32 protein-coding genes are annotated in these 25,928 nt (G+C 66.5%); 19 read left to right on the top strand and 13 right to left on the bottom strand.

Features of this window, described 5'->3' with window-relative positions; translation table 11 throughout:
* Positions 1-22 precede the first annotated feature (22 nt).
* The 5 genes from NMD1_RS19505 to NMD1_RS19485 are packed head-to-tail and all read right to left on the bottom strand — an operon-like array spanning position 23 to position 3,774.
* Positions 23-1,246, bottom strand: a complete 1,224-nt coding sequence (locus tag NMD1_RS19505; protein WP_125956667.1) for a low temperature requirement protein A — start codon at positions 1,244-1,246, stop codon at positions 23-25.
* Positions 1,239-2,150: an alpha/beta fold hydrolase gene (locus NMD1_RS19500; RefSeq protein WP_124808404.1), complete on the bottom strand. Its 912-nt coding sequence runs from the start codon at positions 2,148-2,150 to the stop codon at positions 1,239-1,241. The genes NMD1_RS19505 and NMD1_RS19500 overlap by 8 nt, the downstream gene beginning before the upstream one ends.
* Positions 2,151-2,155: 5 nt before the next feature.
* Positions 2,156-2,980 (bottom strand): SDR family NAD(P)-dependent oxidoreductase, encoded by an 825-nt coding sequence (locus tag NMD1_RS19495; RefSeq protein WP_125956665.1) that lies wholly within the window; start codon positions 2,978-2,980, stop codon positions 2,156-2,158.
* A gap of 54 nt (positions 2,981-3,034) precedes the next feature.
* Entirely contained in the window at positions 3,035-3,505 is a 471-nt protein-coding gene (locus NMD1_RS19490; protein ID WP_124808406.1) for an NUDIX hydrolase, read from the bottom strand.
* Positions 3,502-3,774: a BolA family transcriptional regulator gene (locus NMD1_RS19485; protein WP_124808407.1), complete on the bottom strand. Its 273-nt coding sequence runs from the start codon at positions 3,772-3,774 to the stop codon at positions 3,502-3,504. Before NMD1_RS19485 ends, NMD1_RS19490 begins: the two co-directional genes overlap by 4 nt.
* A gap of 40 nt (positions 3,775-3,814) precedes the next feature.
* Between NMD1_RS19485 and NMD1_RS19480 the strand changes: the two genes are divergently transcribed.
* Positions 3,815-4,405: a J domain-containing protein gene (locus NMD1_RS19480; protein ID WP_125956662.1), complete on the top strand. Its 591-nt coding sequence runs from the start codon at positions 3,815-3,817 to the stop codon at positions 4,403-4,405.
* A 6-nt stretch (positions 4,406-4,411) separates the two neighbouring features.
* On the opposite strand, the gene NMD1_RS19475 is transcribed toward NMD1_RS19480, so the two are convergent.
* The 3 genes from NMD1_RS19475 to NMD1_RS19465 all read right to left on the bottom strand — a co-directional run bounded on the left by NMD1_RS19475 (position 4,412) and on the right by NMD1_RS19465 (position 7,726).
* A complete protein-coding gene (locus NMD1_RS19475; protein ID WP_158454021.1) occupies positions 4,412-5,431 on the bottom strand; it encodes an MlaA family lipoprotein in 1,020 nt (339 codons plus the stop codon).
* A 147-nt stretch (positions 5,432-5,578) separates the two neighbouring features.
* Entirely contained in the window at positions 5,579-6,025 is a 447-nt protein-coding gene (locus NMD1_RS19470; protein ID WP_124808410.1) for a hypothetical protein, read from the bottom strand.
* An 84-nt stretch (positions 6,026-6,109) separates the two neighbouring features.
* Positions 6,110-7,726 (bottom strand): phosphoenolpyruvate carboxykinase, encoded by a 1,617-nt coding sequence (locus NMD1_RS19465; RefSeq protein ID WP_233497836.1) that lies wholly within the window; start codon positions 7,724-7,726, stop codon positions 6,110-6,112.
* Positions 7,727-8,019: 293 nt separating this feature from the next.
* Here NMD1_RS19465 and NMD1_RS19460 point away from each other — a divergent pair, with 293 nt between their 5' ends.
* The 8 genes from NMD1_RS19460 to NMD1_RS19425 all read left to right on the top strand — a co-directional run bounded on the left by NMD1_RS19460 (position 8,020) and on the right by NMD1_RS19425 (position 13,902).
* Positions 8,020-8,763: a response regulator transcription factor gene (locus NMD1_RS19460; protein WP_190287166.1), complete on the top strand. Its 744-nt coding sequence runs from the start codon at positions 8,020-8,022 to the stop codon at positions 8,761-8,763.
* Positions 8,756-10,354: an ATP-binding protein gene (locus NMD1_RS19455; RefSeq protein WP_233497834.1), complete on the top strand. Its 1,599-nt coding sequence runs from the start codon at positions 8,756-8,758 to the stop codon at positions 10,352-10,354. Before NMD1_RS19460 ends, NMD1_RS19455 begins: the two co-directional genes overlap by 8 nt.
* Entirely contained in the window at positions 10,351-10,788 is a 438-nt protein-coding gene (locus NMD1_RS19450; RefSeq protein ID WP_125956655.1) for an HPr kinase/phosphorylase, read from the top strand. The genes NMD1_RS19455 and NMD1_RS19450 overlap by 4 nt, the downstream gene beginning before the upstream one ends.
* Positions 10,789-10,845: 57 nt before the next feature.
* The gene (rapZ, locus tag NMD1_RS19445; protein ID WP_125956652.1) at positions 10,846-11,778 is read left to right on the top strand and encodes an RNase adapter RapZ; all 933 of its coding nucleotides are present in this window, start codon (positions 10,846-10,848) and stop codon (positions 11,776-11,778) included.
* Positions 11,779-11,901: 123 nt separating this feature from the next.
* Positions 11,902-12,306, top strand: a complete 405-nt coding sequence (locus NMD1_RS19440; RefSeq protein ID WP_124808415.1) for a PTS sugar transporter subunit IIA — start codon at positions 11,902-11,904, stop codon at positions 12,304-12,306.
* 3 nt (positions 12,307-12,309) lie between these two features.
* A complete protein-coding gene (locus NMD1_RS19435; protein ID WP_124808416.1) occupies positions 12,310-12,606 on the top strand; it encodes an HPr family phosphocarrier protein in 297 nt (98 codons plus the stop codon).
* 7 nt (positions 12,607-12,613) lie between these two features.
* Positions 12,614-13,414: an RNA methyltransferase gene (locus NMD1_RS19430; protein ID WP_125956650.1), complete on the top strand. Its 801-nt coding sequence runs from the start codon at positions 12,614-12,616 to the stop codon at positions 13,412-13,414.
* Between the two features lie 56 nt (positions 13,415-13,470).
* Positions 13,471-13,902, top strand: a complete 432-nt coding sequence (locus NMD1_RS19425; protein WP_125956647.1) for an META domain-containing protein — start codon at positions 13,471-13,473, stop codon at positions 13,900-13,902.
* Here NMD1_RS19425 and NMD1_RS19420 read toward each other — a convergent pair.
* From NMD1_RS19420 to recR, 4 genes are all read right to left on the bottom strand, one after another.
* Entirely contained in the window at positions 13,899-14,675 is a 777-nt protein-coding gene (locus tag NMD1_RS19420) for a hypothetical protein (RefSeq protein WP_124808419.1), read from the bottom strand. The genes NMD1_RS19425 and NMD1_RS19420 overlap by 4 nt on opposite strands.
* Position 14,676: 1 nt before the next feature.
* A complete protein-coding gene (gene rmuC / locus NMD1_RS19415) occupies positions 14,677-16,224 on the bottom strand; it encodes a DNA recombination protein RmuC (protein WP_125956645.1) in 1,548 nt (515 codons plus the stop codon).
* 80 nt (positions 16,225-16,304) lie between these two features.
* Positions 16,305-16,874, bottom strand: a complete 570-nt coding sequence (def, locus tag NMD1_RS19410; protein WP_125956642.1) for a peptide deformylase — start codon at positions 16,872-16,874, stop codon at positions 16,305-16,307.
* Between the two features lie 108 nt (positions 16,875-16,982).
* Positions 16,983-17,579, bottom strand: a complete 597-nt coding sequence (recR, locus tag NMD1_RS19405) for a recombination mediator RecR (RefSeq protein ID WP_125956640.1) — start codon at positions 17,577-17,579, stop codon at positions 16,983-16,985.
* 50 nt (positions 17,580-17,629) lie between these two features.
* On the opposite strand from recR, the gene fmt reads away from it, so the two are divergent.
* Genes fmt through NMD1_RS19390 form a run of 3 tightly spaced genes read left to right on the top strand, consistent with a single transcriptional unit; the run spans position 17,630 to position 20,470 of the window.
* The gene (gene fmt / locus NMD1_RS19400) at positions 17,630-18,565 is read left to right on the top strand and encodes a methionyl-tRNA formyltransferase (RefSeq protein WP_125956638.1); all 936 of its coding nucleotides are present in this window, start codon (positions 17,630-17,632) and stop codon (positions 18,563-18,565) included.
* A gap of 34 nt (positions 18,566-18,599) precedes the next feature.
* Positions 18,600-19,352: a tRNA pseudouridine(38-40) synthase TruA gene (truA, locus tag NMD1_RS19395; RefSeq protein WP_125956636.1), complete on the top strand. Its 753-nt coding sequence runs from the start codon at positions 18,600-18,602 to the stop codon at positions 19,350-19,352.
* 2 nt (positions 19,353-19,354) lie between these two features.
* The gene (locus NMD1_RS19390) at positions 19,355-20,470 is read left to right on the top strand and encodes a zinc-binding dehydrogenase (RefSeq protein ID WP_125956634.1); all 1,116 of its coding nucleotides are present in this window, start codon (positions 19,355-19,357) and stop codon (positions 20,468-20,470) included.
* Positions 20,471-20,646: 176 nt separating this feature from the next.
* On the opposite strand, the gene cobS is transcribed toward NMD1_RS19390, so the two are convergent.
* Positions 20,647-21,639, bottom strand: a complete 993-nt coding sequence (cobS, locus tag NMD1_RS19385; protein WP_124808426.1) for a cobaltochelatase subunit CobS — start codon at positions 21,637-21,639, stop codon at positions 20,647-20,649.
* Positions 21,640-21,736: 97 nt separating this feature from the next.
* On the opposite strand from cobS, the gene NMD1_RS19380 reads away from it, so the two are divergent.
* The 7 genes from NMD1_RS19380 (at position 21,737) to NMD1_RS19350 (ending at position 25,921) form a co-directional block, all read left to right on the top strand.
* Positions 21,737-22,378: a glutathione S-transferase family protein gene (locus tag NMD1_RS19380; protein ID WP_125956631.1), complete on the top strand. Its 642-nt coding sequence runs from the start codon at positions 21,737-21,739 to the stop codon at positions 22,376-22,378.
* Between the two features lie 128 nt (positions 22,379-22,506).
* On the top strand, positions 22,507-23,154 hold the full coding sequence (locus tag NMD1_RS19375; RefSeq protein ID WP_125956629.1) for a TetR/AcrR family transcriptional regulator: 648 nt from the start codon (positions 22,507-22,509) through the stop codon (positions 23,152-23,154).
* Positions 23,151-23,570 (top strand): VOC family protein, encoded by a 420-nt coding sequence (locus NMD1_RS19370; RefSeq protein ID WP_125956627.1) that lies wholly within the window; start codon positions 23,151-23,153, stop codon positions 23,568-23,570. Before NMD1_RS19375 ends, NMD1_RS19370 begins: the two co-directional genes overlap by 4 nt.
* 48 nt (positions 23,571-23,618) lie before the next feature.
* A complete protein-coding gene (locus tag NMD1_RS19365; RefSeq protein ID WP_125956625.1) occupies positions 23,619-23,987 on the top strand; it encodes a DUF1428 domain-containing protein in 369 nt (122 codons plus the stop codon).
* A 2-nt stretch (positions 23,988-23,989) separates the two neighbouring features.
* On the top strand, positions 23,990-24,778 hold the full coding sequence (locus NMD1_RS19360) for a VOC family protein (protein ID WP_233497832.1): 789 nt from the start codon (positions 23,990-23,992) through the stop codon (positions 24,776-24,778).
* A 2-nt stretch (positions 24,779-24,780) separates the two neighbouring features.
* Entirely contained in the window at positions 24,781-25,257 is a 477-nt protein-coding gene (locus NMD1_RS19355; RefSeq protein ID WP_125956620.1) for a VOC family protein, read from the top strand.
* Between the two features lies 1 nt (position 25,258).
* The gene (locus NMD1_RS19350) at positions 25,259-25,921 is read left to right on the top strand and encodes a glutathione S-transferase family protein (protein ID WP_125956617.1); all 663 of its coding nucleotides are present in this window, start codon (positions 25,259-25,261) and stop codon (positions 25,919-25,921) included.
* Positions 25,922-25,928 lie beyond the last annotated feature (7 nt).

Here is a 25,928-nt window from a genome sequence, read left to right as displayed (position 1 = left end):
TGGCGAAAGCCGGTGACCGGGTTCAGCCCTGCGCGAACCGGCTTTTCCAGCCGCCGTGATAGGAGCCCCATTCCCACACCGCCACCACGGCAAGCACGATGACGCTCACGCCGACGAAGGCCAGCGCCAGGGGATGCATCAGCCATGCCCACAGGCCTGCCACGGCGAGCAGAAAGCAGCCTACCAGATGCGACGGCGGGAAGACCCTGAGCGGGCTGGAGAAGCGTTTGAACAGGCCGTTGCCGAGCAGATAGACCAGAAGCCCGCCGCATTGCGTCAGCACTAGTCCCGGCTCCGTGTGACCAGCCGGTTCTTCGAGCAGCAGCGCGTCGGCTACGGCGCTGACGACGATTCCGGCCACGATCGGCATGTGCAGGTAGGTGTAGGCCGCGCGCGCGACCTTGCCCGCTTCGGCGTGGTGCTCGATGTGCTCCGCCCCGCGCTGCGCACCCGTGTCGAAATAGATCCACCACATCAGCACGGAACCCACGAAGGCGAGCAGAAACGCCAGCACATGCGCGGGATCATGGGGAGCCTCGGCGAAGTTCGCGCCGGTCACGACAATGCCTTCGCCCAGCGCGATGATGACGATCAGCCCGCCGCGTTCGGCCATGTGGCTGCCCGAGATGTTCCAGTCGCCCGGAGTCGACCGGCCCAGTCCCGGCGTGCGGAACCACAGGATGGGCCCGAGATATTCGATCAGCAGCGCGGCGAACCACAGGGCGATCCGCGTGCCGTGCGGATCGGCCAGCGCCCCCGCGATCCACAGCGGCGCGGGCAGGGCGAACCAGAACGCTATGCGTACCATGTTGCACGCGGCCCCTCGGTCCTCGCCACGCATGATCGCGATCGTCATCAGCGAGCGCCCGAGTTGGACGGCGACGTAGCTCGCCGCGAACAGCAGGCCGGTTTCGCCGAACGCATCGGGCAGGGCGACCGAAACCAGCAGGCTGCCCAGCATTACCGCGATCAGCATTATCCGCACCGGCCCGCGTTCCGGATCGGTCCAGTTGGTGACCCAGGCGGTGTAGATCCACGCCCACCACACCGCCAGGAACAGGCAGGCCGCTTCCAGCAGCCCCATCCACGAAAGATGGTGCAGCAAGGTGTGCGAAAGCTGCGTGATCGCGAAGACGTAAACGAGATCGAAGAACAGTTCGAGGTTGCTTACCGGGGCGTGCCCACCGCCATGATTGCGCATCAGCGGGCGCTTGCCGGAGGGGGCTTGCTCGTGCTGTTCAGCCATCGGACCTCTTGAATTCGGTACGGGCGAAGAAGCTGTCGATCGCCGCGTTCACTTCCTCGGGCGCTTCCCATGGCACGAAGTGCCCGCAATCGGGAATCCTTTCGATCGTCAGATCGGGGATACCGGACTCCAGCCCTTCGAGATTGGCGGGCGGCAGTGCCAGATCGTCGAGCGCCCAGATCACCAGCGTCGGGATGTTGAGCGGTGGCAGCGGCGGCGGCGTGAAGCCGTCCGGCAGCGCATAGGGCGCGTCGAGCGGGGGCACGTCGATGGGGCTGCCGCGATACCAGTTGAGCATCGCGATGCTCGCGTCGGCATCCTGCCAGTCCCGCATCAATGCATCGCGTTCTTCCGGCTCCATCACTGGCGACCGCTTCCAGTCGAGCGCCTTCATCAGCAGCGCGGCAAGGCCATGTTCGCGCACCAGCGCGTCGTTCGCCCGATCGCGGAAGGCGCGCATGTATTGGCTGGCCGCGCGCTGGACGGGATCGAGATAGAGCAGCTTCTGGAACACACCGGGGTGCGGGGCGTTGGCGATCACCGCGCGCGTCACGCGCGTGCCCTGGCCCATCAGCGCCACGCCCCAGGCGATCGCGCCGCCCCAGTCGTGGCCGAGCACGGTGAACTTGTCGACGCCCAGCGCGTCCGCCAGCAGGAAGATATCGCCGATCAGCTTGTCCGGCGTGTAGTTTTCGACGCCTTCGGGCTTGGACGATCCGCGATAACCGCGCTGGTCGGGCGCGATGCAGCGATAGCGCGCCGAAAGATGCGCGACCTGGTGGCGCCAGGTGCGGTGCGATTCGGGAAAGCCGTGCAGGAAGATCAGGACCGGGGCATCCCTTGGTCCCACGTCCACCACGTCCAGTTCGATTCCGTTGGCAAGCGTGATCCGCTGCTGTTCCATGCTCGTTACCCCTCCCGTTGCATCTTTTCCGCGTAACCGGCGGCCATCATCGCGGCGACCTGGTCAAACAGCGCGTCGGGCGTGCGGCGCAGCTCGCCCATCTGCTGCTCGATCCCGCGCGCGATCACGATTTCGCGTTCATCGCGCAGGATTGCCGCCAGCATCTCGGCAACGGCCTCTTCCGGCGCGATGCCGTTCTCGATCGCGTGATCGCTGGAGCCGCGCAGGCTGCCATCGGCGGTCATTGCGTTGCGCGATACGTTGGTGCGGACCGAACCCGGCGCAATGACGTGAACCTTCAGCCCCAGGTGCGCGGTTTCGGCGCGCAAGGCGTCGGCATAGCCGATCAGGCCGAACTTGGCGGCACAATAGGCTGTCCGCATCGGCACGCCGACCTTTCCGGCGACGCTCGACATCATGACGAAACGACCTTCGCCCCGTTCCACCATGCGCGGCAGCAGGGCTTGCGTCAGCGCGATGGGGGCCAGCAGGTCGATGCCCACGATATGGTCATAGACCGAAAAGGCGGTGTCGACCGCGAGCGAACGCTGGCTGAGCCCGGCATTGTTGACCAGCATGTCCACGCCGCCGCTTCTTGCCAGCGCCCATTCCCACGCGGCGGCCACGGCCGCATCGCGCGCGTCCGCATCGCCAACATCGAAAGGCAGCACCAACGCATTCCCGCAATCGGCCGCCACTTCTTCAAGCGCGGCGGCGTTACGGCCGGACAGGATCAGATGCGCGCCGTCCTTCGCCAGCGCCCGCGCCATCGCCGCGCCGATGCCGGAGGATGCGCCTGTGATCCACACGGTTTGTCCGTTGAACGTCATCCTCTCCGCTTCCTCTCGTTATCCGATCCCGCGATTCTGCATGGCGCGGCTTTGTCAGGCCGATGGTTCCCCGCTGGCGCCGTCGCGGTCAAGCAGATCGAGCAGTTCGGGCGGGAATATGCGTTCGGGCCAAGCGGCAAGCTCGGCCCTGTCGAACCAGCGGTGCTCGCACATCAGCCGGCGCTCCAGTTCCGTATGGCCGCTGGTATCGATCGCGGCGGCGGACACGCGGATACGGAAATAGCGCTCGTCCGCCGTGACGGGTTCGCCGTCGAAGGTCACGAAATCGTTGCCGCGCGCGGCGATCACCGGGCCGGGATCGGCGACGATGCCGGTTTCCTCCAGCAGTTCGCGCCGGGCCGCGTCGGCCCAGTCCTCGCCCGGATCGCATTCGCCGCCCGGCGTGGCCCAGAATGGGCTGCGGCCTTCGGGCGTAAAGCGGAACAGCAGCAGCCGGTCATCGGTATCGAACAGCAGGATGCGCGCCGCCCTGCGGATGCGCCGCGCCGTGGCGCTTGCCGTCATTCGCCGGGCGCCCGGGCCTTGATGGCCAGCGCGTGGACGCGTTGCCCCGGCAGATCGCCCAGCGCGCGGTTGACCATGCGCTGGCGCTCCAGCCGGGAAACGCCGGCAAAGGCCGCGCTTTCGATCTCGACGGTGAAATGCGATTCGCCCGACCCGTCGTGTCCGGCATGGCCATGGTGGCTGGCGCTGTCGTTGATCACCGCAAGCCGTAGCGGAAGGAAGGCTTCTTTCAGCCTCTGTTCGATTTCCTGTGCGATCGGTCCTGTCATGTCTTCCGTTTTAGCGCGTCAGGCACCATGTGAAAGCCCAATGAGGCAAGACAAGTTTCACGGCCGCGTCCACAATGCAGGGCGCCTTTGCAATGCCCCCGGCTGCGACCAGCCGGGAGAATTCCGCGCGCCCGGCGTGCGCGCTTCGGGCTTCGATGGCCCCGGCGATTACCGCTGGTTCTGCCTCGATCATGTCCGCGCGTTCAACGCCGGCTATGATTTCTTCGCCGGCATGACGCCCGACGAGATTCTGGCCGCGCAATCACCGCTGGCCGGGTGGGACACGCATTCCCGCGCGTTCCGGCCCGATGCGGGCATCGATGCCGCACCGCGCTGGGCGGACTTCGCCGATCCGCTGGAGGCGATCGCGGCGCGGGCGAAGGCGCGCCGTCAGGATCACCGCAACGCGCAGGAAGCCGTGCAGCGCGGTATCGGCCCTGAAGAACGCGCGGCTTACGAGGTGCTGGGGCTGGCTTTCGATGCCGATCGCCGGGCGCTACGATCGCGCTATTCGGAACTGGTCCGGCGCTATCATCCCGATCGCAACGGTGGCGACCGCAGCCACGAAGGACGGCTGCAGCAGGTGGTAGAAGCCTACAACCGGCTCAAGGCGACGCGGGCCTTCGCCTGAACCGCTTTACGGCTGCGTGGGCGCGGCTGGCGGGGCGGCGGGAGCCTCCGTCGGCGCTGGCACCGCCGCGGCAGGGGCGGGCGGCGCGCTTGCTTCCGGTGCTGGCGCAGGCGCTGGGGCGGGCACTGCCGGGGTCTTGGGCGCGAACGAGGACGGATCGGGAACCGGCGTGATCTTGCCGTGCAGCGCGTCGATCTCCGCCTGCCGCATCGCCAGATAATACGTCCGCGTCGCGGCGTAAGGGTCTTTGGCTTCGAGGTTCAGCTTGCGCAGCGTATCGTCGAACTCCACTCGGTAGTCGAGCGAGCGCACCACGCTGGCGCCGATCGAATAGGCGGGATGCTTGAATGGCCCGCGCACCAGCGTGGGGATGAAGGCGCGATCGAAGAACAGGCCGATGCCGTCGCGCAGCGTGGTTGGCCCCACGATCGGCAGGAAGGCATAAGGGCCGGGGCCGATGCCGTAGTAGCCCATCGTGTTGGCGAAGCCGTTGTGGCGATAGGGAAGGTGGAACGGCTTGCGCTTGGCAACGTCGAACAGGCCGCCGATGCCGAGCGTGGAGTTGATCATGAAGCGGCCCAGCGTCTTCAGCGCGCTGTGCGGCTTCAACTGGAGCACGAAGTTCACGAACGCGACCGGTTCGTCCAGGTTGTAAAGCACGTTGTGCAGGCCATCGCGGAGCGGGCCGGGCAAGCCATCGCGATAGACGCTGGCGACGGGCGCGACGAAGGCCTTGTCCACGCCCTGGACCACTTCGTACGACTTCTCGTTGATGTTCTCGAACGGATCGGTGGGTGAGGGGCGACGCTTTGCCTCCACGGTAATGGCGTTCGGATCGGCCTTGGGGGGTGGGGCGGCGGACGCCTGCGCGGTCGCTCCCTGCGCCGTCGTCGATACGACGACGGGCGCCGTGGCATCGGCCCCTGGCACCTGCGGCGCGGCAGCCTCGACCGATGGGTCCGGGGTTTCAGATGCGAACGAGGCATTGGCCAGCAGGAGCACGGTAGCGGAAACGGGAACGATCAAAATGCAGTCCTGTCGAGCGTTGGTAGGCGCAAGTATCATCAACGGCTGCCCCCGTCCCGATGATCGACCTGCAAGGCGCCATTCTGACACCAGTTTCATGCCAGCGCAACGAACCTGCGCTGCAAATTCGACCGAACTTGTGCTGACTTAGCCCAAGTGTTGGAGATCGGGCTCCACGAACCGGCGGCGCGCTTCGACGGAAAACAGGCGGTCGCGCGAGTAGAACCGCAGCGGCCAGTCGCGCGCCGCTATCTCGCTTTCCAGCAAGCGGTGAACGGCATCGGCCAGCGGAGTCTCCGGCGGCAGGGCAGCCGCGAACTGGCGGATGGCGGTGACGTAAAGCTGGGTCAGCGTCTCGTGATAGCCGGCGCTGTCCGTATTCTCGCCGCCGACCGCGACGTTGTACGCACTGATGATCGCGGGAAGATCACGTTCGGGAACGATATCAGGGCGTTCGCGCAACAGCCACAGGCACGCCGCGAGGTGCGCTTCGTGCGTCCATTCCGCCTTGGCAAGCGAATGGTCCAGCAAGCCCTGACCCACACGGCGCACGGCCGCGTCGGTGCGGAACGGGGTGGGATCGTCGGTCGGCATGGTCCGGGAAGTGCTGGTGACCCTGGAGCCGGAACCCTGATGGCTCCGGCCCGCGGGTCAGGGCACCAGGGTTCCCGGCAGGTCTCAGGCCGCTTCGGTCGCGGAGACCGGAGCCGCCTGGCGGACGCTTTCATCGACGTGATCGGCGAACTGCGCGAAGTTGTCGATGAACTGGCGGACCAGCGTCTGCGCCGTGCGATCGTATTCCTCCGTATCGGCCCAGCTTGCGCGCGGATCGAGCAGCTTGCTGTCCACGCCCGGCACCGCAACCGGCACTTCGAAGCCGAAGTTCGGGTCCTTGCTGAACTGGGCGTCGTTCAGGCTGCCGTCCAGCGCGGCGTTGAGCAGCGCGCGCGTCGCCTTGATCGGCATGCGCTTGATGCCTTCCATCGTCGCCTTGCCGCCCGACCAGCCGGTGTTGACCAGCCAGCACTTCACGCCGCCCTTGGCGATGCGTTCCTTCAGCAGGTTGCCATAGACCGAGGGGTGGCGCGGCATGAACGGTGCGCCGAAGCAGGTGGAGAAGGTCGCTTCCGGTTCGGTCACGCCGATTTCGGTGCCCGCAACGCGCGCGGTGTAGCCCGACAGGAAGTGATACATCGCCTGGTCCGGGGTGAGGCGCGCGATCGGCGGGAGTACGCCATAGGCATCCGCCGTCAGGAAGATCAGGTTGGCGGGTACCGGCCCGAGGTTTTCTTCCGACGCATTCGGAATGAAATCGATGGGATAGGAACCGCGGCTGTTTTCCGCGAGCGAATTGTCATCGAGATCGAGCAGCCGGGTGTCGGGATCGATCACCACGTTTTCCAGCACCGTTCCGAAGCGCTTGGTGGTGGCGAAGATTTCCGGTTCGGCTTCGGCCGAAAGGCGGATCATCTTGGCATAGCAGCCGCCTTCGAAGTTGAACACGGCGGTATCGGACCAGCCATGTTCGTCATCGCCGATCAGCGTGCGGCTGGCGTCGGCCGAAAGCGTGGTCTTGCCGGTGCCGGAAAGGCCGAAGAACACGGCGGTCTTGCCGTCCTGGCCGATGTTGGCCGAACAGTGCATCGGCATAACGCCCTTCACGGGCAGCAGGTAGTTGAGGATGCCGAACACCGACTTCTTCATTTCGCCGGCATAGGCCGTGCCGCCGATCAGGATCAGCTTTTCGGTGAAGTTGACCGCGATCACGGTTTCGCTGCGGCTGCCGTGGCGCTCGGGGTCGGCACGGAAGCTGGGCAGGTCGATGATCGTGTATTCGGGCGCGAACGTGGCGAGTTCGCTTTCGCTCGGGCGGACCAGCAGCGTGCGGATGAACAGGTTATGCCAGGCCAGTTCGTTGATGACGCGCACGTTGACGCGGTGTTCCGGCTGCGAACCGCCGAACAGGTCGGCCACGTAGAGCCGGTCCTTTTCGGCCAGCGCCTTCAGGAAATCAGCCTTCAGCGCGGCAAAGTGTTCCGGCGTCATGGCAACGTTGGTCTTGCCCCACCACACCGTGTTTTCGGTTTCGGCATCCTTGACGATGAACTTGTCCTTGGCCGAACGCCCGGTGTGCTTGCCGGTGGCGACCACGAACGGGCCTTCGGCGGCGAGCAGGCCCTCGCCATTGCGAACGGCGTGCTCGACCAGCGGAGCCGTGCCCAGGTTGGCGAAGAGTTCGGCCGGTTCGGGGAAGCCCTGCTGCGAAAGGGGCACGTTCAGGCGGCTATCGGACACATTGGGTCTCCCATGCTGCACTGCCTGCGGGACCGGGGTCATTTCCGGGCTGCGCGGGCGGCGCTTTGCGAATACGAATGCGTTGATTCCCGATTGCGCATAGTGCGTGGTCGGCATCGCGTCAAATCCCGCGAAATGTGCAGTTTTTTGCACGATAGTTGCGTTTTTTGCAATGAATGGTGCTGCGATGCACAATTTGTGCGGCGGGCAGGTTGCGTCTGTAACGACCCTGCGATGGGGCTATCGACAGGCGCCGCCTTGCCGGAACTTCGATGGGCGATTATGCGAAGGCGATGTCCGGCAACGAAACCGCGATCCCGCATCGGGCTGCGACCGTGGCCCTGGTCGACGACGACCGCAATATCCTGACGACGGTCTCCATCGGGCTGCAGGCCGAGGGCTTTGTGACGCGGCTTTATTCGGATGGGGCGGCCGCTCTAAAGGCCCTGCTCGACAACCCCCCTGACCTTGCGGTGTTCGACATCAAGATGCCGCGCATGGACGGCCTGGAGCTGTTGCGACGGCTGCGCGAGAAAAGCGATCTGCCGGTCATCTTCCTCACCAGCAAGATCGACGAGGCGGACGAGGCGCTGGGCCTCGCCATGGGCGCGGACGATTACATCGCCAAACCTTTCAGCCAGCGGCTGCTGATCGCGCGCATCCGGGCCATCTTGCGGCGCAGCGAAATCGTCCGCCGCGATGCAACCGAGACGGCTCCGGCCGAGCCGCTCCCCGATCCGATCCGGCGCGGAAGACTGGTGATGGACCCCGCCCGGCACCTGGTGGAATGGAACGGCGCGCCGGTTTCGCTCACGGTTACCGAGTTCCTGATCCTGGAGGCGCTGGCCATGCGGCCGGGCGTGGTGAAGACGCGAAACCAGTTGATGGACGCGGCCTATCACGATGACGTGTTCGTGGACGACCGCACGATCGATAGCCACATCAAGCGCCTGCGCCGCAAGTTCCGCGCTGCCGATCCCGCCTTCGCCGCGATCGAGACGCTTTATGGCGCGGGATACAGTTTTGCCGATGAATGACGGCCTTGCCGAACCGGCGCCCCAGCGCGCCGGACGCCTTGGTCTGACGCGCATCGGCCTGACGCGCACGCGCGGCCCGTCGCTGACGGTGCGCATCCTGGCCGTGAACGTGATCGCGCTGGCGCTGCTGGCGGGCAGTTTCTTCTACCTCGACAGCTATCGCACGCAGCTTCTCAAGGAGCGTTTCAAACTGGCGCGGGCGGAAGCGGAAATTGTCGCCGACGCTGTCGAGCCGGTTGCGCTGCCCGACCGCCGGATGCTGATCGCGCGAATCGGTTCGGAGCAGCGGCTGCGCTTGCGGCTCTATGGCGCGGATAATGCGCTGGTGGCCGACAGCTTTGTCCTGGCGGGTCCGTCGTTCGTGCTGATCGATCCTGAAACCGAGCCGTGGTACCAGAAGGCCGCCCGCCTGCTCGACCGGGGCGTGGACCTGGTCGTGGGGGCGCCCAAGGTGGACAGCTATCGTGAACCCGCCAGCCCCGATGGCGGAAACTGGCCGGAAATCACCGCCGCCCGCGAACACCGGGCAACAGCGGTCTATCTGCGCTATGCGCCCGACCGCACGCCGGTGATCAGCGCGGCGACGCCTGTGGGATCGGACGGGGACATGCTGCTGACCACGCGCAACGCGCTGGATATCACGCAGGCGGTGCGAGACGCGCGACAGACGCTGGTCATCATCATCGGCCTGGCGTTGCTCCTGTCCATCCAGTTGTCGCTGTTTCTGGCGCGGACGATCGTGCAGCCGTTGCGGGCGCTGGTCCGCGCCGCGGTGCGTGTGCGGCTGGGTCGAGAGCGCGAGGTGGTGGTGCCGCGCCTGCCCGATCGGGGGGACGAGATCGGGCTGCTGGCGCGCGCCGTATCCGACATGACGGCCGCCTTGCGGCAGAAGATCGACGCGGTGGAGAGCTTCGCCGCCGATGTGGCGCACGAATTGAAGAATCCGCTGGCGTCGCTCGGCAGCGCGATCGAGGCAATGGAAAGGATCGAGGACCCGGACCTGCGCCGCCAGCTGGCCGCGATCGCCGCGCATGACGTCCAGCGTATCGATCGCCTGATCACGGAAATCGCCGATGCGAGCCGGATCGACGCGGAACTGAGCCGCGCGACCTTCACGCAGCTCGACCTGGCCGATCTGGCGGCGCAGGTGGTGGGGGCGCGCGACGCCAGACCGGACCGGGCGGCGGTGCGCATCCGCTTCGCGCGCGGGGAGGGGGGAACCCTGGTACGGGGCGATGCCGTGCGGCTGGAACGTGTACTGGAAAACCTGCTGGACAATGCGGTGTCGTTCTCGCCGCCCGAAGGCGTGGTCGATGTCGCGGTCGGGGGGGAAGGTGCGAACGTTTGGCTTTCCGTATCCGATCAAGGGCCGGGCATTCCGGAAAGCGAACGGGAAAAAGTGTTCGAGCGGTTCCATTCGGTGCGCCCGGCCGACGAGGCATTCGGTTCGCACAGCGGGTTGGGTTTGGCCATTGCCCGCACGATCGCGGAAGCGCACGATGGTGCCCTGACGATCACCGACAGGCCTGACGGAGCGGCCGGGGCCTGTCTGCTGCTGGAAATGCCGCTCGACCGGGAGGAAACGGCATGAGCGATGCGCAGCCCATCACGCATCAGGGCACATGCGTGATGATCGGAACACAGGGGCTGTTGATCGAAGGGCCGCCGGGGGCAGGCAAATCCAGCCTGGCGCTGGCGCTGATCGATCGCGGCGCGACGCTGGTGGGCGATGACGGCGTGCTGATCGATGCGCGGAACGGGCGTGTCATCGCCAGCCCGCATCCCCGGATCGCGGGCAAGCTCGAAATCCGCAACCTCGGCCTCGTCGAGATGCCGGCAGTGGGAGGCGTGCCTCTAGCGCTGGTGGTGCGACTCGATGCTGCCGCGCCGCGGTTCGTCGCGGCGGCCGACAGCGCGGTGCTGGCGGGGTGCGCTCTGCCGATGATCCGGCTCTATCCCGATACACCGGTGCTGGCGCTGCGTGCCGAAGTGGCGCTGCGGCAATTCGGCCTTCCCGATTTCTGAAACAACCGATTTTCGAGAGTTCTTTCCTTAGTGCCCGGGAAAGCGCAGAAGGCTGGCATGGCGCGCGAATCCGAGGATAACCCCCAACGCATCCTGCTGGTGACCGGTGTTCTTGGCGCGGGCAAGACCACGGCGCTGCGCACGCTGGAGGACATGGGCTGGGAAGCGGTGGACAATTTCCCCATCCGCCTGCTCGACCGGCTGCTGGAAACCGAACGCGGTTCGGCGGCGCTCGATTCCGGCACGCCGCTGGCGATCGGTTTCGATACCCGCACGCGCGGGTTCGATCCCGCCAAGACCATCGAACTGGTCAAGGGTCTGTCCGAACGGCCCGGCCTGTCGATCACGACCCTGTTCCTCGATTGCGCCGGCACCGAACTGGAGCGCCGCTACAACGAGACGCGCCGCCGCCATCCGATGAGCGAGGGCAAGCCGGCCGCGACCGGCATCGCGGCCGAACGCGAGTTGCTGGAGCCGCTGCGGCGCTGGGCGGACGTGGTCATTTCCACCACCAGCTTCACCACCAACGACCTGCAACGCACGATCCGCGAACGGTTCGGCGATCAGGGGCCGGCGCGGACCACGGTGACCATTACAAGCTTCGGCTTTTCGCGCGGGATGCCCCCACTGGCCGACCTGATCTTCGACATGCGCTTTCTGGCCAATCCGCACTGGATCGACGATCTGCGTCCGATGACGGGGCAGGACGCGCCGGTGGGCGACTATATCCGCCAGGACCCGGCGTTCGACGAGGCGTTTGCCCGCATTCGCGACTTGCTGCTGCTGTTGCTTCCGCGCTTCGAGGAGCACGGAAAAGCGTACGTTAACATTGCTTTCGGCTGCACCGGAGGCCGCCATCGTTCGGTGTTCATGGCCGAACAGATCGCTTCCGCCTTGCGCGACGCCGGATTTTCTCCCACATTGCAGCACAGAAATCTGGCGTCACGGGCGGCTGACCTGCTCGAAGACGACCGGCGAGAGACTGGGTGAGGTCGCTCTGGAAGACGTGCAATGGAATTGCCAACGGTTTCGCGTATCGCGTGATCCTGCAAAGCCTGCGTTAAGCATGGGCAGGATAAGATGCTCGGCCGTCTTTCGGAGCCATCCTGTTTCATGATTGGTCTGATTCTCGTAACGCACGGCGCTCTTGCCGAGGAATTCATCCATGCCATGGAGCATGTGGTCGGCAGGCAATCCGATGTCATCGGTGTATGCATCGGCCCCAATGACGACATGGAAAAGCGCCGCAAGGAAATCGCCGATGCGATTCGGCGAGTGGACAGCGGGGATGGCGTGATTATCCTCACCGACCTGTTCGGCGGCACGCCGTCCAACCTGGCCATCTCGCTGATGCAGGCGGGCAAGGTGGAAGTGATTGCCGGCATCAACCTTCCCATGCTGATCCGCCTTGCCAAGGCGCGGGTGTGCATGGGGCTTCGGGAAGCGACGGTGGCCGCGCGGGAAGCGGGCCGCAACTACATAACGATCGCATCCGAATTTCTGGGACAGGACGCGTGAAGCATGGCTGAATCGAGCTACGTCGCCCGAGAAACCGTTACCATCGTCAACCAGCGCGGCCTTCATGCCCGCGCCAGCGCCAAGTTCGTGAACGCGGTGGCCAAGCTTCCCGCCGGGCTGGACGTGAAGGTGGCGAAGGACGGCACCGAGGCGGCAGGCGGCTCGATCCTGGGGCTGATGATGCTGGGCGCGGCCAAGGGCGACACGGTCGACGTGATCGTCTCCGGCCCGGAAGGTGAGGCGGACAACGTGCTGATGAAGCTGTCCGGCCTGATCAAGGACGGCTTCGGCGAGGACTGACCGGCCGGTGCGCAAGGTTATCACCGGGTTCTCCAACCCGACCGTCAAGTTCGTCCGCTCCTTGCGCGACAAGAAGCACCGCAAGCGCGAGCAGCGCTTTCTGGCCGAGGGATTGCGCCTGCTGACCGACGCGCGCGAGGGCGGCCGCGTGCCGGAAATCCTGCTGATGGCGCAGGGACGCGAGCCGCACCCCTTGCTCGATGTGCTGGAACAGACCGTCGCCGCTGCCGGGGGCGATGTTCTCGAACTGCCCGAAGACCTGCTCGCCAAGGTGACGGGCAAGGACAATCCGCAGGCCGTGGCCGGCGTCTTCGCCGAATGGGATACCAGCCTTGCCACGGTCGACCGCCACGCCGCGCCGATCTGGCTGGTGGCGCAGGCCATGCGCGATCCGGGCAACCTTGGCACTATGCTGCGCACGGCCGACGCGGTGGGCGCGGGCGGGCTGATCCTGCTCGACGATTGCGCCGATCCCTTCTCGGTCGAAGCGGTGCGCGCCAGCATGGGGGCGATCTTCACCCAGCGGCTTGCCCAGGCGCGTTGGGACGATTTCATCGGCTGGCTGCGCGCGGGTGAGGGGCAGCTCGTGGCGGCGTCGCTGCGGGAGGCGGTGCCCTATCGCGGCGCGCCTTACGCTGCCCCTTGCTTCGTAATGGTCGGGAACGAATCGCGCGGGCTGCCCGAGGACTACGAAATGGCCTGCGATCTGCGCGTGACCATGCCGATGAAGGGGCGGGCCGACAGTTTGAACGCGGCGGTGGCCGGGGCAGTGCTGGCCTACGAGGTGTTGGCGTCGCTCGAGGGGTGAAACGGCGCCATCGGCGTTAATCGTATGATCATCGCGCCGTTCTATAAGACGGTATCATGCGCAACGTTCCGATCCTTGCCGCCTTCGCGCTTTCGGCCAGCCTGCTGGCCGGAGGCTGCACGACGCCGGCGGCCGGTGGCGCGCCCGGCCTTGTCGGCACGCAATGGACGATCGCCAGCATCGATGGAAAGGCCCCCGCCGCGCCAGATCGGGCGCGGATGGGCTTTGCGGAAACGCGCCTTTCCGCCAGCGTCGGCTGCAATGGCATCGGTGGCGAATACCGGGTGGAGGGCGATCGGTTGATTGCCGGTCCGCTGATTTCGACGCGGATGTTCTGCGAAGGACCGGTGGGGCAGCAGGAGGAAGCGGTGAACGCTCTCCTGTCCGGTGCCCCGCGCTTCCGGCGCAACGGCGATCGCCTGTGGATCGAATCCGGCGGGCACACGCTGGAACTGCACGGTGCGCCCACGGCCAAATCCAAAGGCTAATCGCCCGAAATAAGCGCGGTGATTTTCCAGCCGCCATCGTGTGGCTCCGCGATCAGGCGATAGGAAATCACGCTGCGCAGCTTCGCTGTTTCGACATAGCCGTTCTGCCCTGAGGCCATCAGCTTGACCCGGGTGAAGCGCGCCTTGGGATCGAAGCTTTCGGACGCGATCGACACCATGGCCCAGTCGAGCGTGGCGCGGGTTTCTCCGGCAGCCGAAGGCGTGGCGCGCAGCGGCACGTCCGGGCCGGTTGCCAGCATCGTGGTATAGGGATCACCGTCGTCGGGCACGTTCCAGAAGTACCAGGGCATCGCCGCCAGCCCGCCTTCGATCGAACAGCCGAGCGGCAGGATGCGGTCCAGCTCCTGCCACAGACCCGCCTTGGGATCGGCCAGTCGCTTCTTCAATTCGTCGGCGCCGCTGCCGCCGCCGTAGTCGAGCCGGATGTTGGGATCGGCCAGCGCGGCCAGTGCGCCAGCATCCCGCGCGGTGACCGCTGTCGCCAGCCGGCCGCGAAACGCTTTCCACCCAGGCGCCTTGTCGCAGTCCTCGCGCGGGGCATAGCGCGCCTCTTTCGGTGTCGGGCTGGGCGTGGGGGAAGGCGAGAGGGCGGATGACGGTTCGGGTTCGGGCGTGGCGCTTGCCTCCGCCGGGTCCGACGCGGCTTCGGCGGGAGGCGCGGCCACGGGAGCCTGCTGCTCGGGCGCGGCGCGGTCGCAGCCGGCCAGTACGCTCAGCGCCGCGAATGCCAGCCATCGCCCCCGTACTTTCATTTCACCCCGCCGTCGCTGCGATGTCGTCCTCTGTATCAACCGGTTGCGGCGCGGGAAGTTCCGAAGGCTCTACCACCATGCTTTCGGCATAACGCGGCGCGGATTCGACGAGCGAGACTTCCTCGATCTCGCGCTTGCCGATCGAAACGCCCTTGTCGCGCAGGCGGCGGCCGGCCGAGAGGACGTTGCGTTCGAAGCTGCCGACGAACTTGTTGTAGTTTTCGACCGCGCTGTTCAGCCCCCCGCCCACGCGCTTGAGATGCTCGGTGGCGGTGGCGAGGCGATCGTAAAGCTCGGTCCCAGCCTTCCCGATTTCCACGGCTTCGCGCGCGATGGTGTCCTGCCGCCATACCATCGCCACGGTGCGCGCGATGGCGACGAGGTTGGTGGGCGTGGCGAGCAGCACCTTGCGTTCGAAGGCGAAGTCCCAAAGCCCCGGATCGTGTTCGAGCGCGGCGGCGACGAAGTGTTCGCCCGGCACGAACATCACCACGTAGTCCGGCGCATCGTCGAACTGGCTCTGGTAGGATTTCGCGCCAAGCTGCTGGATGTGGTTGCGCATCGAGGTGGCGTGCAGGGTGAGGAAATGTTCCCTAGCCTCGTCCGTGTCGGCCGCGAACGCGTCCTGATAGGCGTTGAGCGAGACCTTGGCGTCCACGATCAGGCTTTTCTGCCCGGGGATGCGCACGATCGCGTCCGGGCGGAGGCGGCCATCCTCGGTGTCGATCGAATGCTCGGTGACGAAATCGGTGTGTTCGGCAAGCCCGCACTGTTCGAGCAGGTTGCGCAATTGCTGTTCGCCCCAGCGCCCGCGCGCCTTGGGCGCGTTGCGCAGCGAATTGCCCAGCCGCGCGGCTTCGGCGCGCACGGCCTCCTGCCCATCGCGCATCGACTGGATCAGGCCCGACAGCTGCCCGAACGAATCCACCCGCTTGGCTTCGAGTTCCTGAACCTGCTGTTCGTATTTCTGGAGCCGCTCGCCCACCGGGGCGAGCAGCGTGCGCAGGCGTTCGGCGCTGGTCTTCTCGCTCTGTTCGAAGCGATCGGCGGCGCGGCGCAGGAACGCCTCCTGCGCGCCTTCCAGCACCTTGGCGCCGGCCGCCTCGAATTCCTTGCGCAACGCCTCGCGCGCTTCGATCAGCAGGCGCTCGCGCTCGGCGAAGTTGGTGGCGTCGGCCTTCATCCGCGCGACTTCGGCCCGCAGCGCCTCGCGCTCCTCGCGCGCGGTGGCGAGGTCGGCGGCGAGCGCATCGGCATGGCGCGCGCGTTCCGTGGCCGAGGCCAGTTGCGAGGCGAGCGCGTTGCGTTCCTGGCGGATCGCGGCAAGTTCCCCGGTCACCTGATCGAGCAGCTTCACCCGCTCGCTCATCGCCGCGAGATCGACCGTCATCGCCTTGACCGTGGCCTCGTGCGCCTTGGCCGCGCTGTCCCGCTCGGCATGGCGCTGCTGCCAGTCCGCCACGGGACGCCCGCCCAGAAACCAGCCGATCGCAAGACCCAAAACGAGGGCGACGATCAGGAAAACGAGCAGGAGAAAGGGCGAGTCCACGGCAGCTCCGAAAAAGAACGAAGCGTGAACTTAAAGCATGGCCGGCGTTATGACAACCGGGCCGGGCCAGTTCTCCGCCGTCACGCCGCCTTGCGCAGCTTTTCCAGCTTCTTGAGCGCCATCTGCCGCTTGAGGCGGGAGAGGTGGTCGATGAACAGGATGCCTTCGAGATGGTCCATCTCGTGCTGGAGGCAGGTGGCGAGCAGGCCTTCCATGTCCTCTTCGTGTACCGTGCCGTCCACGTCCTGCCAGCGGGCGCGGATGCGCGCGGGGCGTTCGACTTCGGCGTAGATCTCTGGCACCGAGAGGCAGCCTTCGTTGTAGATGGCGTGCTCTTCAGAAGGATCGAGGATCTCGGGATTGATGAAGACCCGCGGTTCCCGCTTGGTCGGCTGGTGCGTGTGGTGGTGGCCGCCGTGCGCGGTGCACACTTCCGGCTCCGCGTCCTCGTCATCGGGCTGGAGATCGATCACCAGCACGCGCAGCGGCACGCCCACCTGGATCGCGGCGAGACCGATGCCGGGGGCATCGTACATCGTCTCGAACATATCGGCGACGAGCGTCTTCAACTCGTCGTCGAACGTCGTGACGGGCGCGGACACCTGCTTGAGGCGCGGATCGGGAACTTCGATGATTTCGCGGATAGCCATGGAGCGCAGATAAGCGCGTTGTGGCGGAGTCGCAAGGGACGCTGCGGTTAGGGGGCGAGGCTTGGGACGACGCGGCTTCGTCCGGCCGCAGTTCGTCGCGAATCCCCGCTATCCCACCGGCCGCCGGGCGCGCAGGGCCTGGGCGAGCGTGCCTTCGTCGAGATAATCGAGTTCGCCTCCGACGGGCAGGCCGTGGGCGAGCTGGGTAACGCGGACAGGAAACGCTTCCAGCCTCTCGGCGATGTAGTGCGCGGTGGTCTGGCCTTCGAGCGTGGCGTTCATCGCCAGCACCACTTCGTCGATCCCGCCTGCCGCCACGCGATCGAGCAGGCTGGCGATGGCAAGGTCTTCGGGGCGCACGCCGTCCAGCGCGGACAGGCGGCCGCCAAGGACGTGATAGCGGCCGGTGAACAGGTGCGCGCGATCGAGCGCCCACAGGTCGGCCACTTCCTCCACCACGCAGATCGCGCGCGAATCGCGGCGGGGATCGGCGCAGATGCCGCAGGGGTTGCTGGTATCCACGTTGCCGCAGGTATCGCATTCGACGAGCCGGTCGCGCACGGTGGCGAGCGCATCGACCAGCTGCGTCAGCGCGGTTTCACGGCGCTTGATCAGCCACAACACGGCGCGCCGCGCCGAGCGCGGGCCAAGTCCGGGAAGGCGGGCGAGCGCGCCGGCCAGCGCCTCGATCTCTTGCGATGCCATGGCCGCACAGATAGGGCCACCGCAGGCAAACGGAAGGCTTTTCGCACACCATGCGCATCATCTTCATGGGCACGCCCGATTTCGCGGTGCCGACGCTGCGCGCGCTGGCGGCGGCGGGGCATACGGTCGTCGCGGCCTATAGCCAGCCGCCAAGGCCCGCCGGGCGCGGCAAGAAGCTCCAGCCTTCACCGGTGCATCTGGCGGCCGAGGCGCTGGGGATCGCGGTGCGCACACCGGCCAGCCTGAAAGGTGCGGAGGAACAGGCGGCCATGGCCGCGCTGGATGCCGATGTCGCGGTGGTGGCCGCCTATGGCCTGATCCTGCCGCAGGCGGTGCTCGATGCGCCGCGGCGGGGCTGCCTCAATGTCCACGGCTCGATCCTGCCCCGCTGGCGCGGCGCCGCGCCGGTGCAGCGCGCGATCCTGGCGGGAGATGAAGAGACGGGCGTGTGCATCATGCAGATGGAGCGCGGGCTGGATACCGGGCCGGTCCGTTTGAGCCGCACTTGGCCCATAGGGTTTTATGACACGGCCGGAAAGGTGACGGGAGATTTGGCGCGGCTGGGCGCGGCCATGATCGTCGAAGTGTTGGCCGACCTCGATAGCCATCCGCCTGTACCGCAAGCTGCCGATGGCGTGACTTATGCGAGCAAGATCGACAAGGCCGAAGCGCGGCTCGACTTCACGAAAGGCGCACTTCACGCGCATCGTCAGGTTCGCGCGTTCAACCCCGCCCCCGGCGCGTTTTTCGAGGTGAATGGGGAGCGGATCAAGGTGCTGGAGGCAAGCATTCCTTCCGCCACCCCCTCCAACCTCAGCATTCACTTTCCCACCGATGCGGGGTTGGTCCTTGACGACCAACTGGCAATTGGTTGCGGTGACGGGGCGATCCGGCCCATGCTTGTTCAGCGTGCGGGGCGTCCGGCGATGGCAGCTCACGATCTGCTGCGCGGCTTTTCGATCCCCGTCGGAACGGTGCTGGGCTGATGGCGGCTTGCTGCCGGTCGGGGAGCCATCCCGCATGACTCGTTTCGCGCTCACGCTCGAATGGAACGGCCAGCCCTACATGGGCTTCCAGCGGCAGGCGCACGGGCCTTCGGTGCAGCAGGCGGTCGAGGAGGCGGCCTTCGCGGTCACCGGGCAGGTGGTGACGCTCCACGCCGCGGGGCGGACCGATACCGGCGTCCACGCGCTCGCGATGCGCGCGCATTTCGATCTGGCGCGCGATTTCGATGCGTTCCGTCTGTCCGAAGCGCTCAACGCGCGGCTGCGGCTGGCCCGGCACGCGGTGGCGGTGCTGGACGTGCGGGTGGTCGATGCGGACTGGCACGCGCGCTTTTCGTGCCTGGGGCGGGCCTATGAATACCGCATCGCCAACCGCCGCGCGCCGCTGACGCTGGAGGCGGGGCTGGCTTGGCGCATCGCCCGGCCGCTCGATGCCGCCGCGATGCACGCGGCGGCGCAGGAACTGGTCGGTCACCACGATTTCACCACGTTCCGGTCGGTCCACTGCCAGGCGGCGAGTCCGCTCAAGACGCTCGACCGGCTGGACGTGCGGCGCGAGGGCGATCACGTGATCGTCGAGGCGGCCGCGCGCAGCTTCCTGCACCACCAGGTGCGCTCGATGGTGGGTTGCCTGGCGCTGGTGGGGCAGGGGATGTGGACCCGTGCCGACCTCGCCGCCGCGCTCGCCGCGAAAGACCGTTGCAAATTAGGACTTAACGCGCCCCCGGAAGGGCTCTACTTCGTGAAGGCGATCTATCCGGGAGAATGAAGATGTCCGATGTCAAAGGCCTGCAACTGCTGTCCACCCTGGGCGAGGATGGCTTGCTGACGGTGGAACTGGCCGAACAGACCGTATCGGCCCCCAAGGGGCGCGAAGTGCTGATTCGCATGGAAGCGGCGCCGATCAATCCGTCGGACCTGGGGCTGCTGTTCGGCCCGGCCGACGTCGAGAACGCGGAATATTCCGAAGGTCGGCTCGTCGCGCGGATGCCTGAAGGCGCGGTGCGCGCGATGAAGGCGCGGATCGGCGAGGCGATGCCGGTGGGTAACGAAGGCGCGGGCACGGTGATCGCCGCCGGCGATGCGCCCGAGGCACAGGCGCTGCTGAACCGGCGCGTGACCTGCCTGCCGGGCGGCGCCTATGCGCAGTATCGCGTAGTCGATGCGGGGGCCTGCATCGCGCTGCCCGGTCACGTCTCGGCCGAGCAGGGGGCTTCCGCGTTCGTCAATCCGCTGACCTCGCTGGGCTTTACCGAGACGATGAAGCTGGAGGGCTTCACCGGGCTGGTCCACACCGCGGCGGCGTCGAACCTGGGGCAGATGCTGGTGAAAATCTGCCAGGAGGACGGCATTCCGCTGGTCAACATCGTGCGCAGCGCGGCGCAGGAGAAGATCCTGCGCGATCTGGGCGCGCAATATGTGCTCGATTCCACCGCGCCCGATTTCCTGCCGAAGCTGATCGACGCCATTGCCGAAACCGGGGCGATGCTGGGCTTCGACGCGATCGGCGGCGGCACGCTGGCCGGGCAGATCCTGACCGCGATGGAAGCGGCGGCAAGCCGGGGCGCGGCCTACAGCCGCTATGGTTCGTCCACGCCGAAGAAGGTCTATATCTACGGCGCGCTCGATCTGGGGCCGACGGTGCTGAACCGCGCGTTCGGGCTGACTTGGGATCTTGCCGGCTGGCTGCTGACGCCGTTCATGGCCAAGGCCGGCCCGGAAATCGTCGGCCGGATGCGCGCGCGGGTGATGGACAACATCACCACCACGTTCGCCAGCCACTACAAGGCGCGGGTGCCGCTCAAGGACATCCTCAGCCGCGAGGCCGTGCTGGAATACAACGCGCGGCGGACGGGCGAAAAGTACCTGATCCTGCCCAACGGCTGAAGCGGGGCTGATTTCGGCACGCAACTGGAAAGGATGAGAAGCGTCACCCCGGCGAAAGCCGGGGTCTCAGGCGGTTGCGGGAAAGTCCCGGCACAGTGCGGCCGAGCCGCACGAGACCCCGGCTTTCGCCGGGGTGACGGGGCTGGGGGAGCAGGGGCCAAAGGCCCCCGCCCGTCTTACGCCTTGTGGGCGACGCTTTCGGGCAGGTCCTTGCCGAACACGCGCTGGTAGTATTCGGCCACCAGCACGCGCTCCGCTTCGTCGCACTTGTTGAGGAACGAGAGGCGGAAGGCGAAGCCCACGTCGCGGAAGATCTGGCTGTTGTGCGCCCAGGCGATGACCGTGCGCGGGCTCATCACCGTGGAGATGTCGCCGTTGACGAAGCCCTTGCGCGTCAGGTCGGCCACGCGGACCATGTCGGCGATGGTCTGCTTGTCCAGCCCTTCCACCTTGTTGGCGACGACCGCGATCTCGGTCTCGGCCGGCAGGTAGTTGAGCGCGACGACGAGGCTCCAGCGGTCCATCTGGCCCTGGTTGATCGCCTGCGTGCCGTGATAGAGGCCGCTGGTATCGCCCAGGCCCACCGTGTTGGCGGTGGCGAACAGGCGGAACCACGGGTTCGGGCGAATCACCCGGTTCTGGTCGAGCAGCGTGAGCTTGCCTTCGGTTTCCAGCACGCGCTGGATCACGAACATCACGTCCGGGCGGCCGGCGTCGTATTCGTCGAACACCAGCGCGGTGGGCGTCTGCAGTGCCCAGGGCAGCAGGCCTTCGCGGAATTCGGTGACCTGAAGGCCATCGCGCAGCACGATCGCGTCACGCCCGATCAGGTCGATACGGCTGATGTGCGCGTCCAGGTTGATGCGGATGCAGGGCCACTTCAGCCGCGCCGCGATCTGTTCGATATGCGTGGACTTGCCCGTGCCGTGATAGCCCTGGACCATCACGCGGCGGTTGTAGGCAAAGCCCGCCAGGATCGCCAGCGTGGTGTCGGGATCGAAGACATAGCCTTCGTCCAGATCGGGCACGCGTTCGTCCGCTTCGGAGAAGGCGGGCACCTTCATGTCGATATCGATGCCAAAGACTTCGCGCGCGTCGATCGTCGTGTCCGGCGCGGGAAGCACGGTGGTGGCTCGGCTGTCGGGCTGGATGTTCGGAATATCGGTCATCGCGACATCGCCTATACGCCCGCGCGCGCGGCTGCAACTAGGTTTGCCACTTGGCGCGATTGCGGCATCATCGGGCAACGATTCAGGGAGAGGTCGAATGCAGGTCTATGGTTTTCCGCTGTCGCCGTTCGTGCGCAAGGTGCTGCTGGTGGCGGCGGTGAAGGGGATCGCGGTGGAATCGGTGATCGGCCGTCCGGGAGCGCCATCGCCTGAATTTCTGGAGGCGAGTCCGTTCCGCAAGATCCCGGCGCTGCGTGACGGCGATTTCACCCTGTCCGATTCGACGGCGATCGCCACCTACATGGACGCCTTGCACCCCGAGCCGGCTATCTTTCCGGCGAAGGCGCGGGCACGCGGCAAGGCGATCTGGTTCGAGGAGTTCGCCGATACGATCATCGTGCCGGCCGGCGCCAAGATCGTGTTCAACCGCTTCGTCGCGCCGCGCGTGCTGGGGCGGCCCGGCGACGAGGCGGCGGCCGAGCAGGGCATGGCCGAGATCGCACCCATGCTCGACTATCTGGAAGGCGCGGTTCCGGCGGAAGGCTGGCTGACCGGCGATACGTTCAGCATCGGCGACATCGCGGTGGCGAGCGTCTTGCGCACGTTGGCTTATGCGATGCCATCGCCCGATCCGGACAGGCATCCGGCAACGGCGGCATGGTACGCGCGCGTCGGCGAGCAGCCGTGCTGGCGCGCCGTGGCGGAGCGCGAGGTGGCAGCGGTCGCGACGCTCGGATAGGGCGGAACTGGGGCGGTCGCGTGCAACGACGGCCGCCCAGACCGGAAGTCTGTGGAGAGAATGCGGTTTTTGTCCGGAGAGGACGGATATTCGTTTGCGCCATACCAACCGGTCGGTATGGTCGGGTCATGGTTCCGAATCGCCCCTTCCGACCGACGCCCACCAACGCGAAGGGGAAGCTGCTGGAAGCGGCAGTGCAGCTGGTGCGCGGCAACGGCTTCGCGGCCACGTCCGTGGATCAGCTTTGCGCGCACGCAGGGGTGACCAAGGGTGCGTTCTTCCATCACTTCGCCTCCAAGGAAGCGCTGGGCGTGGCTGCGGCGGATTACTGGAGCGAATGCACCGGCGCGTTCTTCGCGGAAGCGCCGTTCCATCATCATGCCGATCCGGTCGACCGGGTGCTGGGCTATATCGACCTGCGGCTGGCGCTGATCGGCGGGCCGGTGGAATCGTTCAGTTGCGTGGCGGGAACGATGGTGCAGGAAGCGTTCCGCTCCAGCGCGGCGATCCGCATCGCCTGCGAGGCCAGCATCATCGGCAACGCCAGGGCGCTGGAGGCGGACATCGCCGAGGCCATGGTCCAGCGCGGCGTTACGGGAACGACCGCCGAAAGCCTGTCGCGCCATGTGCAGGTGGTGATCCAGGGCGCGTTCGTCGTGGCCAAGACGCAGGAGGAAAGCGCCGCACCGGACATGGCGCGCGATGCGCTGCGGCACTTGCGGCGCTATTTCGAGTTCCTGTTCCGGGTCCCGCAAGAGAGGAGCGCAGACCAGTGACACGCATGATATTCGTCAACCTGCCCGTGGCCGACCTCGGCCGCGCGCGCCGCTTCTACGAAGCGGTCGGTTTCACCAACGAACCCCGCTTCACCGACGAGACCGCCGCCGCGATGGTGTGGAGCGAGGCGATCTACGTGATGCTGCTGACGCACCAGAAGTGGGCATCGTTCACCGACCGTCCGATCCCCGCCGCCGGATCGAGCGAGGTGGCGCTCGCGCTGGCGCTCGATGGGCGTGATGCGGTGGACGCCTTTGTCGAACTGGCGGGCGCCAACGGCGGTCTGGTCGATGTCAATCCGGTGCAGGACCACGGCTTCATGTACGGGCGCGACGTGACCGATCCGGACGGGCACGTTTGGGGGCCGTTCTGGATGGACCCGATGGTTGCCAGCGGAGACACGCCGTCAATCTGAAACGACGCATGACAAAAGGCCTCAAGCCGGCCGAAATGGGAGAGAGATATGGCCTATGTCGATGGTTTCGTGATCGCGGTGCCTACGGGCAATCGCGAACGCTTTATCGAACATGCCCGCAAGGCGGATGCGCTGTTCATCAAACACGGCGCGACACGAATCTGGGAATGCTGGGGCGATGACGTTCCCGATGGCAAGCTCACCGATTTCCGCCGCGCTGTGCAGGCCGCGGAAGACGAGACGGTCGTGTTCAGCTGGATCGAATGGCCCGACAAGGAAACACGCGACAGCGTGTTCGCGCGGATGGAAGACCTGATGCGCGACGATGCCTGGAACCCCGAACTCAACCCGGTGCCCTTCGATGGAAAGCGGATGATTTACGGTGGCTTCACGCCGGTGGTGCGGATGGGAGAATGACGATGGCTGGCGGATTTATCTGGTACGAGCTTATGACCCCCGATGCCGATGCGGCCAGCGCGTTCTACCGCGCGGTGATCGGCTGGACCGTGGAAGGCGGCGGAGAGGCGGCCGGGCCGGTCGACTACCGTCACATTCTCCGGGCTGATGGCGGCAGCGCCGGCGGCATGCTCGCCTTGTCGGCCGACATGGTCTCGCACGGGGCCAAGCCGGCGTGGCTGCCCTATCTCCACGTGACTGACCTCGATGCCGCGCTGGCGGCGGTGGCCGCCGAAGGCGCCAAGGTGCTGATGCCGGTGTCGGAACTGCCGGTCGGCCGTATCGCGATGGTCGCGGACCCGCAGGGCGTTCCGGTGTACCTGATGACGCCCGTGCCCCCGCCGGGCCAGGAAAACGCGAAGAGCGACGTGTTCTCGCCAACGGCGGAACAGCGCGTGGGATGGAACGAGCTGGCCAGCCCCGATCTGGAAGCGTCCAAGGCGTTCTACGCCCGGCACTTCGGCTTCCAGTTCAACGAGAAGATGCCGATGGGCGAGATGGGCGACTACTGCTTCATCGATCAGGACGGCCAGCGCGTGGGCGCGATGCTGCCGCTGTTCGAGCCAGGGCGCGCCGCGCTGTGGCGGCTCTATTTCCGCGTTCCCTCCGTCACGGCAGCCAAGGCCGCGATCGAGAACGCCGGCGGCAAGGTGATGCACGGCCCGCATCAGGTTCCGGGCGACGACTGGATCGTGATCGCCACGGACCCGCAAGGGGCGGAGTTCGGCATTGTCGGTGCGCTGGGAGGCTGACCATGACCCGAGCAACGATCTGCCTGTGGTATGACAAGGAAGCGGAAGCCGCCGCGCGGTTCTATGCCGAAACCTTTCCCGACAGCCGCGTGACCGCCGTTCACCGCGCGCCGACGGACTATCCGGCGGGCAAGGCGGGCGATGTGCTGACCGTGGAGTTCACGGTGCTCGGCATTCCGTGCATGGGCCTGAACGGCGGGCCGAACGTGACGCACAGCTGGGCGTTTTCGTTCCAGGTGGCGACCGAGACGCAGGAAGAGACCGACCGCTACTGGAACGCCATCGTCGGCAACGGCGGGGCGGAAAGCGCGTGCGGCTGGTGCAGCGATCGCTGGGGCCTGTCGTGGCAGATCACGCCGCGCCAGTTGACGGAGGCGCTGGCCAATCCCGATGCGGGCGTGCGCGAGCGGGCGTTCCAGGCGATGATGACCATGGGCAAGATCGACATCGCGGCGATCGAAGCGGCGGTGCGAGGGTAGCATGGCGCTGGAACTCTACGGCCACGTGTTCTCCTCCTATACGTGGAAGGCGTTGATCGCGCTTTACGCCAACGGCACGCCGTTCACCTTCCGGGGCGTGGAGGGGGAGCATCCCGAAAACGCCGCACGGGTTCAGGCGGCCAGCCCGGCGGGCAAGTTTCCTCTGCTGGTCGATGACGGAGTGGAAATCTTCGAATCCACCGCGATCATCGAATGGCTGGCGCTGCGCCATCCCGGCCCCGCGCCGCTGCTGCCGACCGATCCGGCGGAAGCGGTGAGAACGCGGATGCTCGACCGCGTGTTCGACAACTACGTGATGAAAGTGATGCAGGAGAGCGTGGCCGAAGTGCTGCGCGACGGCGCCCTTTCGCCCGCGACCCGCGCGCGGGTGGAGGCCCTGCTGGACCGCAGCTATCGCTGGATCGATGCCTGGCTGGAAACCTATGCGGCCAGTGACCCAGCCAGCGATACGGTTTCGCTGATCGAGTGCGCGGCCGCGCCTTCGCTGTTCTATGCCGACTGGGTCTATCCGATCCCGGATGACTGTCCGCGCCTGAAGACATGGCGCGCGCACCTTTTGGCGCTGCCGGCGGTGGCGCGCTGCGTGGAGGATGCGCGGCCCTTTCGCGCCTATTTCCCGCTGGGCGCGCCGGATCGCGATTGAGGAGAAA

Origin of the sequence: Novosphingobium sp. MD-1 (genome assembly GCF_001014975.1) — a bacterium.
Classification (GTDB): Bacteria; Pseudomonadota; Alphaproteobacteria; order Sphingomonadales; family Sphingomonadaceae; genus Novosphingobium.
Note: the sequence above shows the minus strand (reverse complement) of the source record. Positions and strands in the feature narration are given on the sequence as shown.